Annotated in this window: 10 protein-coding genes and 1 riboswitch; of the genes, 8 read left to right on the top strand and 2 right to left on the bottom strand. The window is 36.0% G+C overall.

Annotated features, from left to right (window positions below; all coding sequences use genetic code 11):
- Positions 1-31: 31 nt before the first annotated feature.
- Positions 32-1,255 carry a DNA cytosine methyltransferase gene (gene dcm, locus EKM63_RS08495; protein WP_125705669.1) on the bottom strand — a complete coding sequence of 408 codons (1,224 nt, stop codon included), beginning with the start codon at positions 1,253-1,255 and terminating at the stop codon, positions 32-34.
- A gap of 246 nt (positions 1,256-1,501) precedes the next feature.
- Between dcm and EKM63_RS08490 the strand changes: the two genes are divergently transcribed.
- From EKM63_RS08490 to EKM63_RS08460, 7 genes are all read left to right on the top strand, one after another.
- Positions 1,502-3,352: an McrB family protein gene (locus EKM63_RS08490; RefSeq protein ID WP_125705667.1), complete on the top strand. Its 1,851-nt coding sequence runs from the start codon at positions 1,502-1,504 to the stop codon at positions 3,350-3,352.
- Positions 3,336-5,213: a nuclease domain-containing protein gene (locus tag EKM63_RS08485; protein WP_164504935.1), complete on the top strand. Its 1,878-nt coding sequence runs from the start codon at positions 3,336-3,338 to the stop codon at positions 5,211-5,213. The genes EKM63_RS08490 and EKM63_RS08485 overlap by 17 nt, the downstream gene beginning before the upstream one ends.
- A gap of 54 nt (positions 5,214-5,267) precedes the next feature.
- A riboswitch (TPP riboswitch) is annotated at positions 5,268-5,368 on the top strand.
- Positions 5,369-5,405: 37 nt separating this feature from the next.
- Positions 5,406-6,236, top strand: a complete 831-nt coding sequence (gene thiM / locus EKM63_RS08480) for a hydroxyethylthiazole kinase (protein WP_318530636.1) — start codon at positions 5,406-5,408, stop codon at positions 6,234-6,236.
- Positions 6,229-7,062 carry a bifunctional hydroxymethylpyrimidine kinase/phosphomethylpyrimidine kinase gene (gene thiD / locus EKM63_RS08475; RefSeq protein WP_125705661.1) on the top strand — a complete coding sequence of 278 codons (834 nt, stop codon included), beginning with the start codon at positions 6,229-6,231 and terminating at the stop codon, positions 7,060-7,062. The genes thiM and thiD overlap by 8 nt, the downstream gene beginning before the upstream one ends.
- The gene (gene thiE / locus EKM63_RS08470) at positions 7,049-7,693 is read left to right on the top strand and encodes a thiamine phosphate synthase (protein WP_318530635.1); all 645 of its coding nucleotides are present in this window, start codon (positions 7,049-7,051) and stop codon (positions 7,691-7,693) included. Before thiD ends, thiE begins: the two co-directional genes overlap by 14 nt.
- Positions 7,694-7,762: 69 nt before the next feature.
- Positions 7,763-9,085 carry a hypothetical protein gene (locus EKM63_RS08465; RefSeq protein ID WP_125705660.1) on the top strand — a complete coding sequence of 441 codons (1,323 nt, stop codon included), beginning with the start codon at positions 7,763-7,765 and terminating at the stop codon, positions 9,083-9,085.
- A gap of 1,143 nt (positions 9,086-10,228) precedes the next feature.
- Positions 10,229-12,253, top strand: a complete 2,025-nt coding sequence (locus EKM63_RS08460) for a SpaA isopeptide-forming pilin-related protein (RefSeq protein ID WP_164504934.1) — start codon at positions 10,229-10,231, stop codon at positions 12,251-12,253.
- A gap of 50 nt (positions 12,254-12,303) precedes the next feature.
- Here the strand turns inward: EKM63_RS08460 and EKM63_RS08455 are convergent, their stop codons facing one another.
- Complete coding sequence (locus tag EKM63_RS08455) at positions 12,304-13,137, bottom strand: hypothetical protein (protein WP_125705656.1); 834 nt, start codon at positions 13,135-13,137, stop codon at positions 12,304-12,306.
- Positions 13,138-13,310: 173 nt separating this feature from the next.
- On the opposite strand from EKM63_RS08455, the gene EKM63_RS08450 reads away from it, so the two are divergent.
- Complete coding sequence (locus EKM63_RS08450; RefSeq protein ID WP_164504933.1) at positions 13,311-14,294, top strand: DMT family transporter; 984 nt, start codon at positions 13,311-13,313, stop codon at positions 14,292-14,294.
- The last annotated feature ends 5 nt before the right edge of the window (positions 14,295-14,299 follow it).

The following is a 14,299-nucleotide window of genomic DNA, read 5'->3' as shown; positions in this document are numbered from 1 at the left end:
CATGATTATTCAAACATTTAAGGAAATTAAATTATGATTCTTCAATCATATAAAACTTCATGCTACGGTTTTTTTGTACCAGTTTTAAATATTCCTCATCTGTTAATAATTGAATGCTTGATTTTTTTGCATAGTTATAAAGATCATCATATGAATCCGATGATCTTTCTACAAAACTAGATCCCTCGAATCTTCCACTGATATTTGAGAGTATTAATGCATATCTTTTAATAGTAATAGGAGAAAAGTTTGGAATGGTATCAGTAGTGTCGTTTTTTAATGCTGAAATAATTTGTGATGCAATTCTTCGTATCACAGGTACTACAACTGAATTACCAGCTTGCTTGTAGAGTTGACCATTTGCAATCTTAGGTAGCTTAAAAGACTTTGGGTAGCCCTGCGCATTGAAGGTCTCTTTAGGTGTGAGTTTTCTGATTTCTTTTGAATCAGTTAAAATCAGAGGTACATTGTGTCCCCCGGTTCCCATATTCGCAGTTAAAGTTGGAATAACTCCAGCTTTATTTTCACGGACATATTGTCTTCTCCATTGGTAAACAGTATCTTGACTTTTGATTTCGGGTCTCATTTTATTAAAAAATGGCTGTTTGCCTTCACGATAGTAATATCTTTCATCTTTTTCATTTTTAAAATCAATAATTTCATGAATTGTTGTAGTTAATGGAATAGCAGATGGGAATTCAAATGAATCATATACTTTTTTGTTTTTGAATCCAATCAAATAAATTCTTTCCCGGTTTTGTGGTATATTTCCAAAATCTTTTCCGTTTAGAACTTTCCATTTTAATAAATATCCATTCATTTCTAAAGCTTCTCTGATGACTTTGAAGGTATTTCCATGATCATGCGTAACCAAATTTTTTACGTTTTCGATAAATACTATTTTAGGAGATTTTGATTTTATCATTTTCAATAATTCAAAAAATAAATCTCCTCTTTGATCTTCAAAGCCCTTTCTATATCCGGCTATGCTGAATGCCTGACATGGAAATCCTCCCATTATAACATCTGCTGATGGTATGTCTTTAGGATTTACTTGGTGGATATCTCTTCCGTCGAGATTTATTTCAGGGAAATTTTCTGAATATGTAGTTCTAGCATTTTTGTCGAATTCGTTGGCATAAACTACTCTGAACTCACCGGTTTGTTCAAAACCAAGTTCAATTCCACCAACCCCAGAGAAAAAAGCATCAATATCAAGTTTCTTTGTTTCATTGGAACTTACAGAACTAGTCATGTGTTTACCTCACTTATTTTTTGTGCACTATATAATATTACGTTTTTTTTTAAAATCTTGCCATCAATACTTAAATTTAATTAGATTTATTTGTATTTTGAAATGAATACGATTTTTGTTGTATTTTTCTTCATCAAATCTTTTTTTAGTTACAACTCGCTTCTCTGGTGGTCATTTTTTTGTTTTCTTAAAAAGTTTAGGTATATAATCAAAATATAAAATTATTTATATTGTGGGGGACGTTTAATGACAAATACTACTAAAACTAAAACAAAATCTGACTATCAGTTGTTGTGCAAAGTTTCTGACGGAAATAGTGGATGGTTTTCTAAAGATAAGAAGAAGTTATATTTGAGAGTTATACCTATTTCTCCGACACCAGATATTTATAATGAGGAACAATTTAACGGAAAAAAGATTTTAATTGAGATGGATGATCGTTTTAATTTTACTGATAATCCTGATGAATTAGAAAAAGTCCGGGAAGACAAAGCAAAATCGTACTTTGATGATAAACTCATTGTTACCAAGTTTCATATTGATACGGATAATGAGGGGAATGACAGACCATCCCCTGATGATCCATTTATAATAAATAAACCGTCAGAAATATCATCAAAAGACGATTTTGAATCCGTTCCAGTAATTAGTTCTGATATTTTTGAAGGTAGTATAACTGATTTCGAAAATGGACTTAAATTTGAAAATATCGGTTTTGCTTTAAATAATTGGACGCAAGATTTAAAAGAGATTCCTTCCAGACTTATATTTGATGATAACAATTCGTTAATCATGTTTAGTGGTATTACGGATCAAACATTTGATGAAGATGGTTATCATTTTACTTTTGGTGAAGGTGTTTCAGAAAGAAATATTTCAAGAAACGAATTAGAACGAAATTCATATCTGTGCAATGGCGTTGCCTTTATACCAAGAGGTATGGAATTTACCGACATGATTGAATATGAATCAGCTTTTTTAAAACATTTCGAACAAGTAACAAAAAATGAAAATCTCTTCTATGATCACAATGATTTAATTAATTTTCATACATCCATGTTAAGCCAAGGCATGGTAGTTCTTGCGGGTCTTAGTGGTACTGGTAAGTCACAATTAGTTAATGCCTATGCCAAAGCGATGGGAATTGAAGACAATTTTTGTTTTGTACCTGTCAGACCATCATGGACTGATGATTCAGACATGTTAGGATTTGCCGATATGATGCATAATTGTTTCCGTCCAGGTGATAGTGGATTAGTCGATAAATTAATTGAAGCAGAGAAGAATCCTGACCAAATGTATATTGTTTTATTTGATGAAATGAACTTGGCAAAGGTTGAACAATATTTCTCCCAATTTCTATCGGTTCTTGAACGTGAAGATGGGGAAAGAAGTATCAGATTATACAGTGATGGGCTTATTGGCATGGAAAATAATTCTGAATATAAGTCAAAAATCAAAATAGGCAAAAATGTATTATTTGTTGGAACTGTCAACACCGATGATTCGACGTTCAAACTATCAGATAAGGTTCTGGACAGATCTAATGTGATACATTTACGTGTTCAAAACTTCAGTAAAATTAATCAAAAACAAGAAGTGGTTGATGATGGTTTTGACTCAATTATTTCAACTGATACTTTTGAAAGCTTCAAGAATTCCGGCAATGATAAAGAACGTTTATTAACCGATGAAGAATTGAAAATGCTTTGGTTGATACATAAGGCTATTAATCAAGCTGATCCAAATGTTGGTATTGGATGGAGAATTATTAAACAAATGAATGATTATCTTTCCAATTTGCCAGATGATACTGAATTTACAAGAGAAGTTGCCCTAGACAGTCTAATAAAGCAAAGAATACTGAGTAAGATCAAAGGGTCAAGAGATCAATTGGGGAATTTGCTTTCAGACGAGGATGCAAAAATTGATTTTAGTGATTTAACTAATAAAACAAATATTGATAAACCAATTGATAAAATGATTTACTTAAAATCGATTTTAACTAGTTTACCGGAAAAATATGATTTTACCCAATCAAAATCTGCTATTGATGATAAGAGAAGGGACGTAGATGAATATGGCATCACAATGTAGAATTGTATCCAATTATTCAAAAGAAATTGAATTTGATCAATTTGCTAAAAGTGAAAACGATGTTCAAAATTTATCAAAAGATGGTTATTTTGTAGTGGAGGAAGATCATCCATTGAATTTGACGTTTTACAGTGACGATTCCAATGATGAACTTGACTTATATGATTTATCAAAATACATTAATCCTGAGGTCAATCCCAAAGACCTTAAGACAACTGAGGATGGGGATTGCAAAGTTATTTCCAACAAGAATGGAGTTAAAGTAACCATATTTGAAAAAAGTGACAGCAAATACAGAATGAACCAGCCATTTGTAGCTGATTACTATTTCAAAATTAAGCATGGGACTGAAACACGTTTTTCCAAGGTGAAAGTCAATTATAAAAATGGATTAGTAACTGATAATGATGTATCAGCCATGGTTACCGACTTGGAAGATAAGATCCGAGGATTAGCAATTGATGGTTCGATGAAAGACGGATTGATCTATAAGATTGATGATGTTGCAAACAATGAAAGTATACAAATGTGGGCCAGAATTCTTGACTTTATCCATCAAGAAAAAGAATTACAATTGGCAGTTAAATTTTTGATGAATAACATGAAGTTTGAAATCAAGAAAGAAAACAGGTTACAAAGTTCTTCAACAAATGGGATGGTCAATGGACAAGCAATACGAATGATGATGACGAATCCGACTAGGGATGATCAAATTGTGTCTAGTTCGAATCAACTGAATTATGATATAAAGCTGAACCGATATGCAAAATACATTTTGCAATATTTGATTGATTTTCTGGAAGAGGGTATTTCCTTTTGTTCTAGGATTTATGACAATAAAGTTCAACTATTTGGAAGTGATAATCTATTTGACAAGGAATACCAATCTGCAGTAACAGATCCAAGGCTCGCACATTTTTCTGATGATCCAAGTGTTGCATATGAACAGAAAAAATTAACGAATCAGAAAGATGAGTTAGATTCTTTAATTGAGAAGCAAGATTTAATGTCTAAATTCAAATCTTATATTGAGAGAGTACTGCAAGACGCTAGATTTAGAGAAATTAAAGCTGAAGAGCAAAGACGAATTCCTAAAGCCTTATCAACCGATCCTAATTACAGGAATCTGTATACCTATTACATCAATTTATCGAAAAAGAAATATCAATTAACTCTTTCAAAGGATTATGGCTACAGTTTCAAAAGAACTTCAGAAATGTACGAAATGTGGGCATATGTAAAATTATTGAAGGAATTAATTAAAAGTGGTTATGAACCCACAGATGGATGGATTTTTGGAAACTGTTCCCTTGCTGATGAAATACCTGTTTTAACTGATGGAACTTACGTTATGATGCATAGTGAAAGTCGAAAAGTGGATATAAGGTTAGTGTACAACGAATCAATTCCAGAAAAAGAAAATACAGATGCTCCAGAAAGCACTCAAATTTACACAACAAAGAGGAAAAATAAGCCTGATATTCATTTGGATATTTTTAAAAACGATAGAATTGTGGGCATAATTGTATTTGATACCAAATATTGTCCGTCGGTTAATGTTTTGAAAACGTATAAGACTGACAAATTGAAACAATTTAAATCATATAAGGATGGTATTCGAGTTAATGGACATCCAGACAAACCAATTGTTATTCAAATGATGCCATTGATGCCATTTTTGAGATATTCAGATAAGAAAGATGAGCATACTGAAATAGGTACCACAATTAAGACCTGGGAAAATGACTATAAAATATTCCCCACAGGATTCAGACCAGGCAGAATGGCAGTGGCTAACCATTCAGACAAGAATTTTATGGATATTCTTAATTCTCTAATCGATCCGGATACCGATAAATAAGAAACCGCTACCAATTCACAATCCAATATGCTAAACTCAAACTAACAACAAAATAATTCGCACTAGGGGTGTTTCGACTGAAACTGAGACGGAGTAATCCGATCCCTTTGAACCTGTAAGTTAATACTTGCGTAGGAAAGTGCAAAATCTGTGCATTATTATGCCACGATTCTGACGCCTACGTTATGAATCGTGGTTTTTTTATATTTGGAGGCGTGTATTGTGAAAATTGATCTGCTGCAACAACTTAGAAATGATAATCCGATGGTCCTAAATATTGCTAACTCGGTCACGCAAAGTGATGTTGCTAATGGCTTGGCGGCTCTTGGCGCATCCCCGTTGATGACTAACTACGACACTGAGCTGAAAACTTTAACTCAGATGACTGGCGGGGTTTGTGTCAACATCGGAACTCTCGATGACCGGCAGAACAGTATCAGCAACAACTTAATGGAACTTGCGACTGAATTTAACAAGCCACTGGTCCTTGATCCGGTCGGTATTGGCGCGGTTCCCGAGCGATTAGAGGTCGTTGAAGACCTGCTCAGAATAGCAAAACCTACTATTATACGGGGGAACGCTGGTGAGGTTGCCAGTCTGGTTGGTGCTGCATGGTCCTCCAAAGGTATTGACTCTCTGGATAAAGGTCAGACACAGGACGTTTCGGAAATGGCTCAAGCCTGTGCAAAAAAATTTAGTTGTGTAGTCGTCGTGACAGGAGAAACGGATACCATTGCCACAGCTGACAAAATTGCCAAAGTTTACAATGGAACGCCGATGTTCAAAACTCATGTTGGTACTGGGGATATGTTGTCGTCTATACTTTCGGCATTTGCGGCAGTTTCAGAAGGTGACTTCTATGAAGCTGCAAAAGTAGGTTGTTTAGTTTTCAGCCTCGCCGGTGAAATAGTTATGAACGATTATCCAGAAATCGGTCCATCTGAATTTGGCATCAAGTTGATCGATAAGTTGTATCAAATCACAGTCGATGATGTGGAAGAATGGGGGAAATACGATGACTGAGATAAATAGTTTTCCACAAGCACTCACTATTGCGGGTACGGATAGTGGTGGTGGTGCCGGGATAATGGCGGATCTGAAGACGATGCAGGAGTGTGGAGTCTTTTCTACCGCAGTAGTTGTGGCGGTTACAGCTCAAAATACCTTGGGCGTTCAAGATTTCCAAGCATTATCGCCAAAGATGATCAATGAGCAATTTCAATCTATACACGATGATTTCGACATAAAAGCTTGTAAGACAGGGATGCTCGCAGATGCTGAACACGTTCAACTTGTTTATGATAACTTGCAGAAATACGACTTTGGTCCACTAGTTCTCGATCCAGTCATGGTCGCAAAAGGTGGTGCACAGCTGATTTCTGATGAAGGAATTGATTTGATACGTACTAAATTGTCCCAGCTTGCCACAATAATTACACCAAATATGCCGGAGGCAGAACGATTGGCAGATATGAAAATAGAAAGCCAGAGTGCAATGCTAGTCGCTGCCAAGAAGATTCAGGCATTAGGAGCTAAAAATGTAATAGTCAAAGGTGGCCACGGCGATACAGAAACAGTAAGAGATTTAGTTTTATTAGAATCTGGAGAAAATTTTTGGATGAATAGTCCTCGAATTGAGACGATACGGACACATGGTACTGGTGATACCTTGTCATCAGCCATTGTCTCAAGTCTTGCTAAGGGTTCAACAATAAAGGAGGCGATTCTCTTCGGGAAGAAATTTGTGGAAGCAGCGATAAAGAATACGATTCAAGTGGGTCATGGACACGGTCCACTCAATCATTGGGCTTATAATCAGACTTCCGAAGAGCTTAATGATGAAATTTGATTCAAAATTTTTAAGAGCTTATTTTGTCTGCGGTACTCAAGACATCGGTGATAAGGATTTTCCACAGTTGCTGGAAACGGCTATTCAAAGCGGTATTACCACATTCCAATATCGTGACAAGGGTAGTTCTATCTTAACTTCAGCTCAGAGACTCGACATGGGTAAGAGATTACTTGATATTTGTTGGTCCGCCAACATTCCATTCATTGTTGACGATGATGTTGAACTAGCAAACGAATTACATGCTGATGGGATCCACGTTGGCCAAAAAGATGAACGTATTACGAAAGTGATTCGTGATGCTGATCCGGGTATGATAATCGGACTGTCCTGCCAAACAGTCGCTCAGGTTGAAACTGCCAATTCAATCTCGGCTATCGATTACATCGGTGCTGGACCAATCTTTTCGACTAACTCAAAAGCTGATGCCGTGCCACCAATGGGACTTTCCCTCCTTCAGGATATGGTCCAAGTAAGCAATGTTCCAATTGTTGCAATCGGTGGTATCACACTGAACAACCTGCAATCCTTACAGGATAATGGAGCAGTCGGTGCAGCGTTTATTACTTTGATTACCCAGACTGATAACATTCAACACAGTGTCCAAAAAGTTTTAAATGTCTTCAAATAGAGCGTATGTGTTAGTACATACGCTTTTTTGCTGTGTATAATCAAGGTATCAAATAGCGAGGTCAAAATAATGCGACAAACTTTTGAAACTTTTTCCGTAGGTGTTTTGAATCTGCTGGCTAATGCCGGCGTAGTTATCCCGTATTTCTTTTGTTTGATGCTATACACACAGAATAGTGGAGATCCGATTTTTGCACTGCCGTTTCTAATGCTATATACATTTCGATGTATAGGGATGCTTTTGACCGTTTACATTGACTGGACGGCATCCACCATGCTTAATTTGTCCAATATCTTCGGCATAGTAGGTTCATTCACGATGTTTTTTGCTGCAAATCCGGTCATGGGGATCATCGGGGGAATACTATTAGGACTTTCTTCCAGTTGGATCTGGCCCTATTTTTTAACAATGAGATCTCGTGGAAAATTGGATGAAGATTTCCACATAACTAAGAATCATTGGATTGCTGCTCTGGTTGCGATGGTCATTTTGGTTGGAGTAGGATATTTTTCTAACAAAGCTCAATTATTGGATGTCGCATTTGGTTTTCTAGGATTGATATTTATCTTTTCTTGGTTCGGTGGGATTTACATGCGCCATCAAATAGATTTTTATCAGAATAGTGACTATAAAATCAGTATCCAGAATCCAAGTAAGTTGTTGTTGAGCTTAGTATTTTTAGCTATTCTAGTTATTTTGATTTTTTCCATCCGCTATTCAAGATTGACTACAACGTCGAATTCAATGGATCTGATTATCTGTCTTTTAGCAGTAATTGTGCTAGCAACATTGATTTATTTTCAGCTAGATATCCATCGAAAAATATTTCCACTGAGCTTGGCTGCGATAAATCGTGGGGTAGTGATGAACTTTCTGCTGTTATATTCCATTTTTGATAGCACTATACGATTCAAATTCAATTCGACTATGATAATTTTTATTATCTATTTAGTGGGATTTGAACTTGGACCAATACTTTTGAAAAAAATACGCAAATTTCGTTATCCTATTTTGATAATTGGCATAATTTTCACATTGTGGAATCCGACCTATTTTGTAGGCTTGTTACTATCTGCACTATTCATCGGAGCAGACAATGTGATTTTGAATGATTCACTGTATACTCATCCAAACTTGGATGGGGAGAGAGCATTTCTAATTAAATATCAACTTTCTAGTATTGGAAATATATCTCAGCAATTGATATATATGACTACGATATATATTCTGAGTTATTCACTCGACATCAATGTCTTATCTTTCTTTGATCAAAGTGTTTCTGGAGCATCGAGTACATTGTTGACGACTGTTCATTTCTTTATTTCTCTCGGAGTTATTGTCCTAGCAGGTATCACTTATTACGCAGTCAGAAAATATCCTATCGTTAAATAACTATTTATAAAAATTACACAAGGAATATTTTCCAGTTTTATTTTTGTTAAAAATCGTTCAAATCGGGTAAGGAACGATACATAATTATGGATTTTACAAAGTCCTCTCACTTGGTACTATATGTCTACGCTATTGAACGTGAACAAATGAGCGTGCGGTGGCAAAGATCATTTCGACATAAAAAAAGAAAAGTGGTGACCCAAGGACATAATTCCCAAATGGAAATTTCTCCATCAAGTGAATTAGAAGAAATCATCCATTATCTAAAAGACATCCTAATCATTCAGAAAAATTTATTCTATACAATCAAGTTTAAAATTATTAATCGAGACACGATCCCTAGCGTGATGATTGCGAAAGTATTACTCCCTAATATTGACGTCATCATAACTGCCGATAACTTGGATAGACTAAACTGACTTAGTTGTGATCCTGCCGAAAACTCTAAGTTGGTTACATTAATGAAATCAGTTTTTGCCAATTCTGATTTTGTTAAATCTGTAAGGTCAGTTTTTGCCAATTCTGCTCTTATGGAAACTATAAAAGCTATCAACAGTCTCATCGAAGAAAGTTTTTAACCTGATAAAGTCAGATTTGTAGCGAATTTATTCTTACACACACGGTTTCGAAAATACCTCCCTATTTTTGAAACCAAACACAATCAAATTCCCCTCCCAATCGAATTTGATCCTCCCAACTACGAATCGACGTCCTCCCAAGACGAGAATAGTTTTCAATGAAAGAATGTCGAGCACAAATTGTAGACTAAATAAAATTAGGCCCGCCACCTCCCATGGCAGGCTTTTTTATTTTGCGTTTTGCAATGAAAATCGTTCATATCTGATTGGATAATCGTTTTTATGTTCCCAGAATTAGTAATATTTTTAATTATGGATTTTATCAAATATTCGTTAACTCTAATCCAATATGTCAGTCATGACATGGTTTTATAATGTAGTCGATTTAGAGAATAAATCAATAAAAAACTAGGGGATGGTTTGTATGAAATACAGACTTTCATCGATAGTGTTGTCTATGGTGGCCGTAATACTGGCCGTCTTCACGTGGACAACATTCAACTAGCAAAGTGCTAGCGCCGCGACGTTCCCAATACACGGCAATGGTGTTGAAGATGCAATGGTCATGGACAACAACGATGAAGTTGTTAATCCAAATGGTACATTCAATAAATGGGAATTTTACATTGTGTCATATAATTGGTCAGTTCCTGATGGAACGACCATTCACGCTGGTGACACTGCAGAATTTGAATTACCAGAAGGTCTAGCACCAGTGGTAGATAGACATATTCCTATTTACAATGCAACAGGCCAAGTAGTTGCATATTTTGACATCAAAGCAGGTTCGAATGTCGGTACCATGACATCGATTATTGATTCAGATGCTTCGGTTATAAACCGTAAAGGTACTTTAACTTTGAATGTTAAAGGTACAGGAAATGGTGCAGATCTAACTAATCCAACAGATTGGACGTTGAACAAGGTTGGATGGATAACTGGACGTGATCCTGACAATGATAATTTTCCAACTCAATTGACTTGGAATATTGCCTTTAACCCTGAACAGGCTAGTTTGCAAAATGTTAAAGTAATCGACATGTTAAGTCCTGGACAAGAATATATTCCTTATACAGCTTATGCTCCAACTGGTTATTATGAGAATGGTCAATTTGTTCCAGATGGCGGAGTTTTGACACCTAAAATAACTGTTAATGGCTCTCAAATAACCTTTGATTTTGGAGACGTTGATAAGGCTGTAAATATGACTTATAACGTCAAGGTTACTGGTAGTGATCCAACCGTAGTAAACAAATGGAGTGATAACGCTCAAATGTTTGTTGGCGATAAAATCATTAAGGAAGTCGGTGGCAACATTACTTGGACTGGTTCAGGTAATGGTAATGGTAACCTATTAGGTTCAGTTACATTGACTAAGACTGACGCTCAAAACGAGGACGCTGCAGTTGTTGGTGCAACTTACGATTTGCTTGATGCAACCGGCAATGTAATACAGACTGGATTGAAGACTGATACTAATGGTCAAATCACAGTTCCAGGATTACCAGCAGGTAATTATTCATTTGCTGAAACAAGTGCACCTGAAGGTTATGTTGCAAATTCTGAACCAGTTGAATTTACAATTAATCCAGGTGAAACAACCGCTTTATCGGTTACTACTTCAGATCAAGAACAAGCTGAAGAAGATAATACCGGTTTTCTTCATTTTACAAAACAAGATTCTTCAAGTAAGGCTGTATTACAAGGTGCAGTATATAGCTTATTTGATTCTAATAATAAACTCGTGAAGGATAATCTCACGACTGATGATAAGGGTGTATTTGTAGCTTTAAACCTTGAACCCGGCAATTATACATTGGTTGAAACTGGTGCACCAAAGGGTTATGAAGTTGACCCAACACCTATTCCGGTTGTTATTACAGCCGGAGGAAAGGCGGACATTGTCGGAAAAGATACATTGGCGCCTGCAAAACCAGGTAGTATTACTTTGACAAAAGTCGACTCGTCAAATGATGCAACTCTTGCTGGAGCTGTATACACATTAAAGGATTCAGAAGGTAAGATTGTTAAAGATGATTTGACAACAGATGCAAATGGTCAAATTACTATTCCTGATTTAGTTGCTGGAACTTATACTTTGATCGAAAAAACAGCACCAGAAGGCTACGATCTTGATACAACTCCAATTACAGTTATTGTGACTGCTGGCAAAGATACTGCAGTTTCTGCAAAGGATGTCGCAAAAGTCGTTGAACCGGAACCTGAACCACCTGTCAATCCAACACCAGAGCCACCAGTTGAACCTGGTGTAACAGAGCCTGGTGTTACTGAACCTGGTACAACAGAGCCTGGTACAACAGAACCTGGTACAACAGAACCTGGAATCACAGAGCCTGGTGTAACAGAACCTGTTAAACCAAGTATTCCAGGAACTTCAGAAATTCTTTCACCAAACTATCCTGCAACTGCAATGCCTTCAAAGACTATCAAGAAATCATTGAGAACTCCTTCAAAGGGCAGATATCCACAAACAGGTAATGTTAGAAATGATATTGCCACTGCTGTCGGAATTTTGGTCGCATTATTCATTACTTATATGATGTTCTTCAAGAAAGAACATGAAGCTTAGAAATCAAAAAACTAGCAAACGTAAAAATTTGCTAGTTTTTTCTATATTTTTTAAAAGATATTGTTGTCGTGATTGCTTGTCTGATCATAGAGCATCCCGTCATAGAATCCTTCATCGTAATTCCCATTATTCCCACCATCATCATCACCATATTCTCCGTATTTGCGGAATGCGAGGAGTAAGATGGAAAGAAAAATTACCCATCCGGAAATCATTTCCATTGTCGATTTTATATCTTGCCAACTTTTCGAGTCCGCATCTGCTATATTGTCTGCCTTAACCGTTTGCACTTGTTCAGTGGAAAATTTATCAACAAATTTAATGAATGTGGCAACTTGCGTATTGGTGTCGTCAGATTGTATTCCATTATTGTAGTTGTGCAGTAGCAGATCCATTTTCAGATCGGTAAAGTGACCAGATGCGACGCCGGTATATCCAATCTTCTTATCTTTAATTGAGAGAATCAAAAAGTTATATTTTTCACCCAGATAAAGATATTTTCCAGAATTATCATCAATATGTTTTTTCTCGGTATGTTGTATCCACATTTCACTCAAATCAGAGGCATATGAACTTTTTGTGATATCAGTATGTTTTACAAATTCCTCCTGATCACTGGAAAATAGCTGATAATCTGCAGGCAAATGATCGACAATAATTATGAAATCAACTTGGGGATTATGTCCCTTGCTGATTTTTTTATTAGCAGCGACGATGGTATCGTATTGAGCATTAGTAATATATTCTTTGTCCTGATAGACATACTTGCCGGTATTAGGTGACACAGGTATGCCATCATCAGCGGAGACGGGGTGTGTAATTGTAAGAAGTAAAAATATCCCCGGTAAAAGCAGTAGTAAAGTTAGACGTAATTGTAACCGCATATTTTCCCCCTATGGCGTTACAAGATATTCTGATTATATCAAATATATATAAGTTAAATTGAGAAACTAGGTAAAAACGTTTTCATTGGTTGGATTCTGATATATGTCCAAGAAAACTTTTAAAAGGAGTAAACTATTATGTATAACTAACGCATTGGGGATGTCATTTAGTTTTGAAAGTAAAATCATTACTTTATATTTTAATACCAACATTTTTATTCAGTTCCATGGAAATCGCACTCAAAATAGCTGGCGGAACTTTTAATCCTATTCAACTTAACTTTGTTAGGTTTTTGATAGGTGGATTAGCATTATTACCATTCACTTGGGCATATTGCCGAAAAAACAGTATATTGCTTAACCGATATGACTTGTTACGTTGTGCGACGACTGGATTCGTAATTGTCGTCTTGAGTATGTCGCTTTATCAATTATCCATCCAATTAACGCAAGCTTCAGTTGTTGCCATCATGTTGAGTGCTAATCCAATATTTGGCCTGATCATCGGATTCTTTTTCTTACATGAAAAGCTTTCCAGAACAGCTACATTGGCCTTAGCATTGACACTTATCGGTCTTTTGGTAATCATTGATCCATTTCACTTGAGCAATCCAGTCGGAATAACATTAGGATTATTATCATCGATAATCTTTGGTATTTATGGAGTAATGTCACGTGTTCATAGTCATCATATTGGTATCAACGGACTTTCAATGACATGTTTATCGTTCTTGTTTGGAGCTTTAGAACTTGGTATTTTAATGGGATTAAGTCACACAGGATTGGCTTCATTCATTCCCCAAAAATTTGCAAGTGAATTTGTTAATATTCCGTTCTTCCAAGGAATAACTTGGTCAACTCTACCTTTGATTTTATACATTTCAGTTTTGGTTACTGGTGCTGCGTTTGGCTTGTACTTCTTATCGATGGACGAAGTTGGAGTTGTTCCGGCTTCACTGATTTTCTTAGTAAAACCAGCACTAGCACCGATTTTAGCTTTCTTTATTTTGGGCGAAGCAATTTTGCCAAGAACTATCATCGGTATCGTAATAATTTTAATAGGTTCAATGATCACACTACTTGGAGAAAAGATAGCTTACAGTGTTATCGCAGTTTTCCAACGTGGATCTAATACAGACAGTAATGATATAGAGTAAAAAAA

It is taken from the genome of Companilactobacillus mishanensis (assembly GCF_003946505.1).
Taxonomy (GTDB): domain Bacteria; phylum Bacillota; class Bacilli; order Lactobacillales; family Lactobacillaceae; genus Companilactobacillus; species Companilactobacillus mishanensis.
Note: the sequence above shows the minus strand (reverse complement) of the source record. Positions and strands in the feature narration are given on the sequence as shown.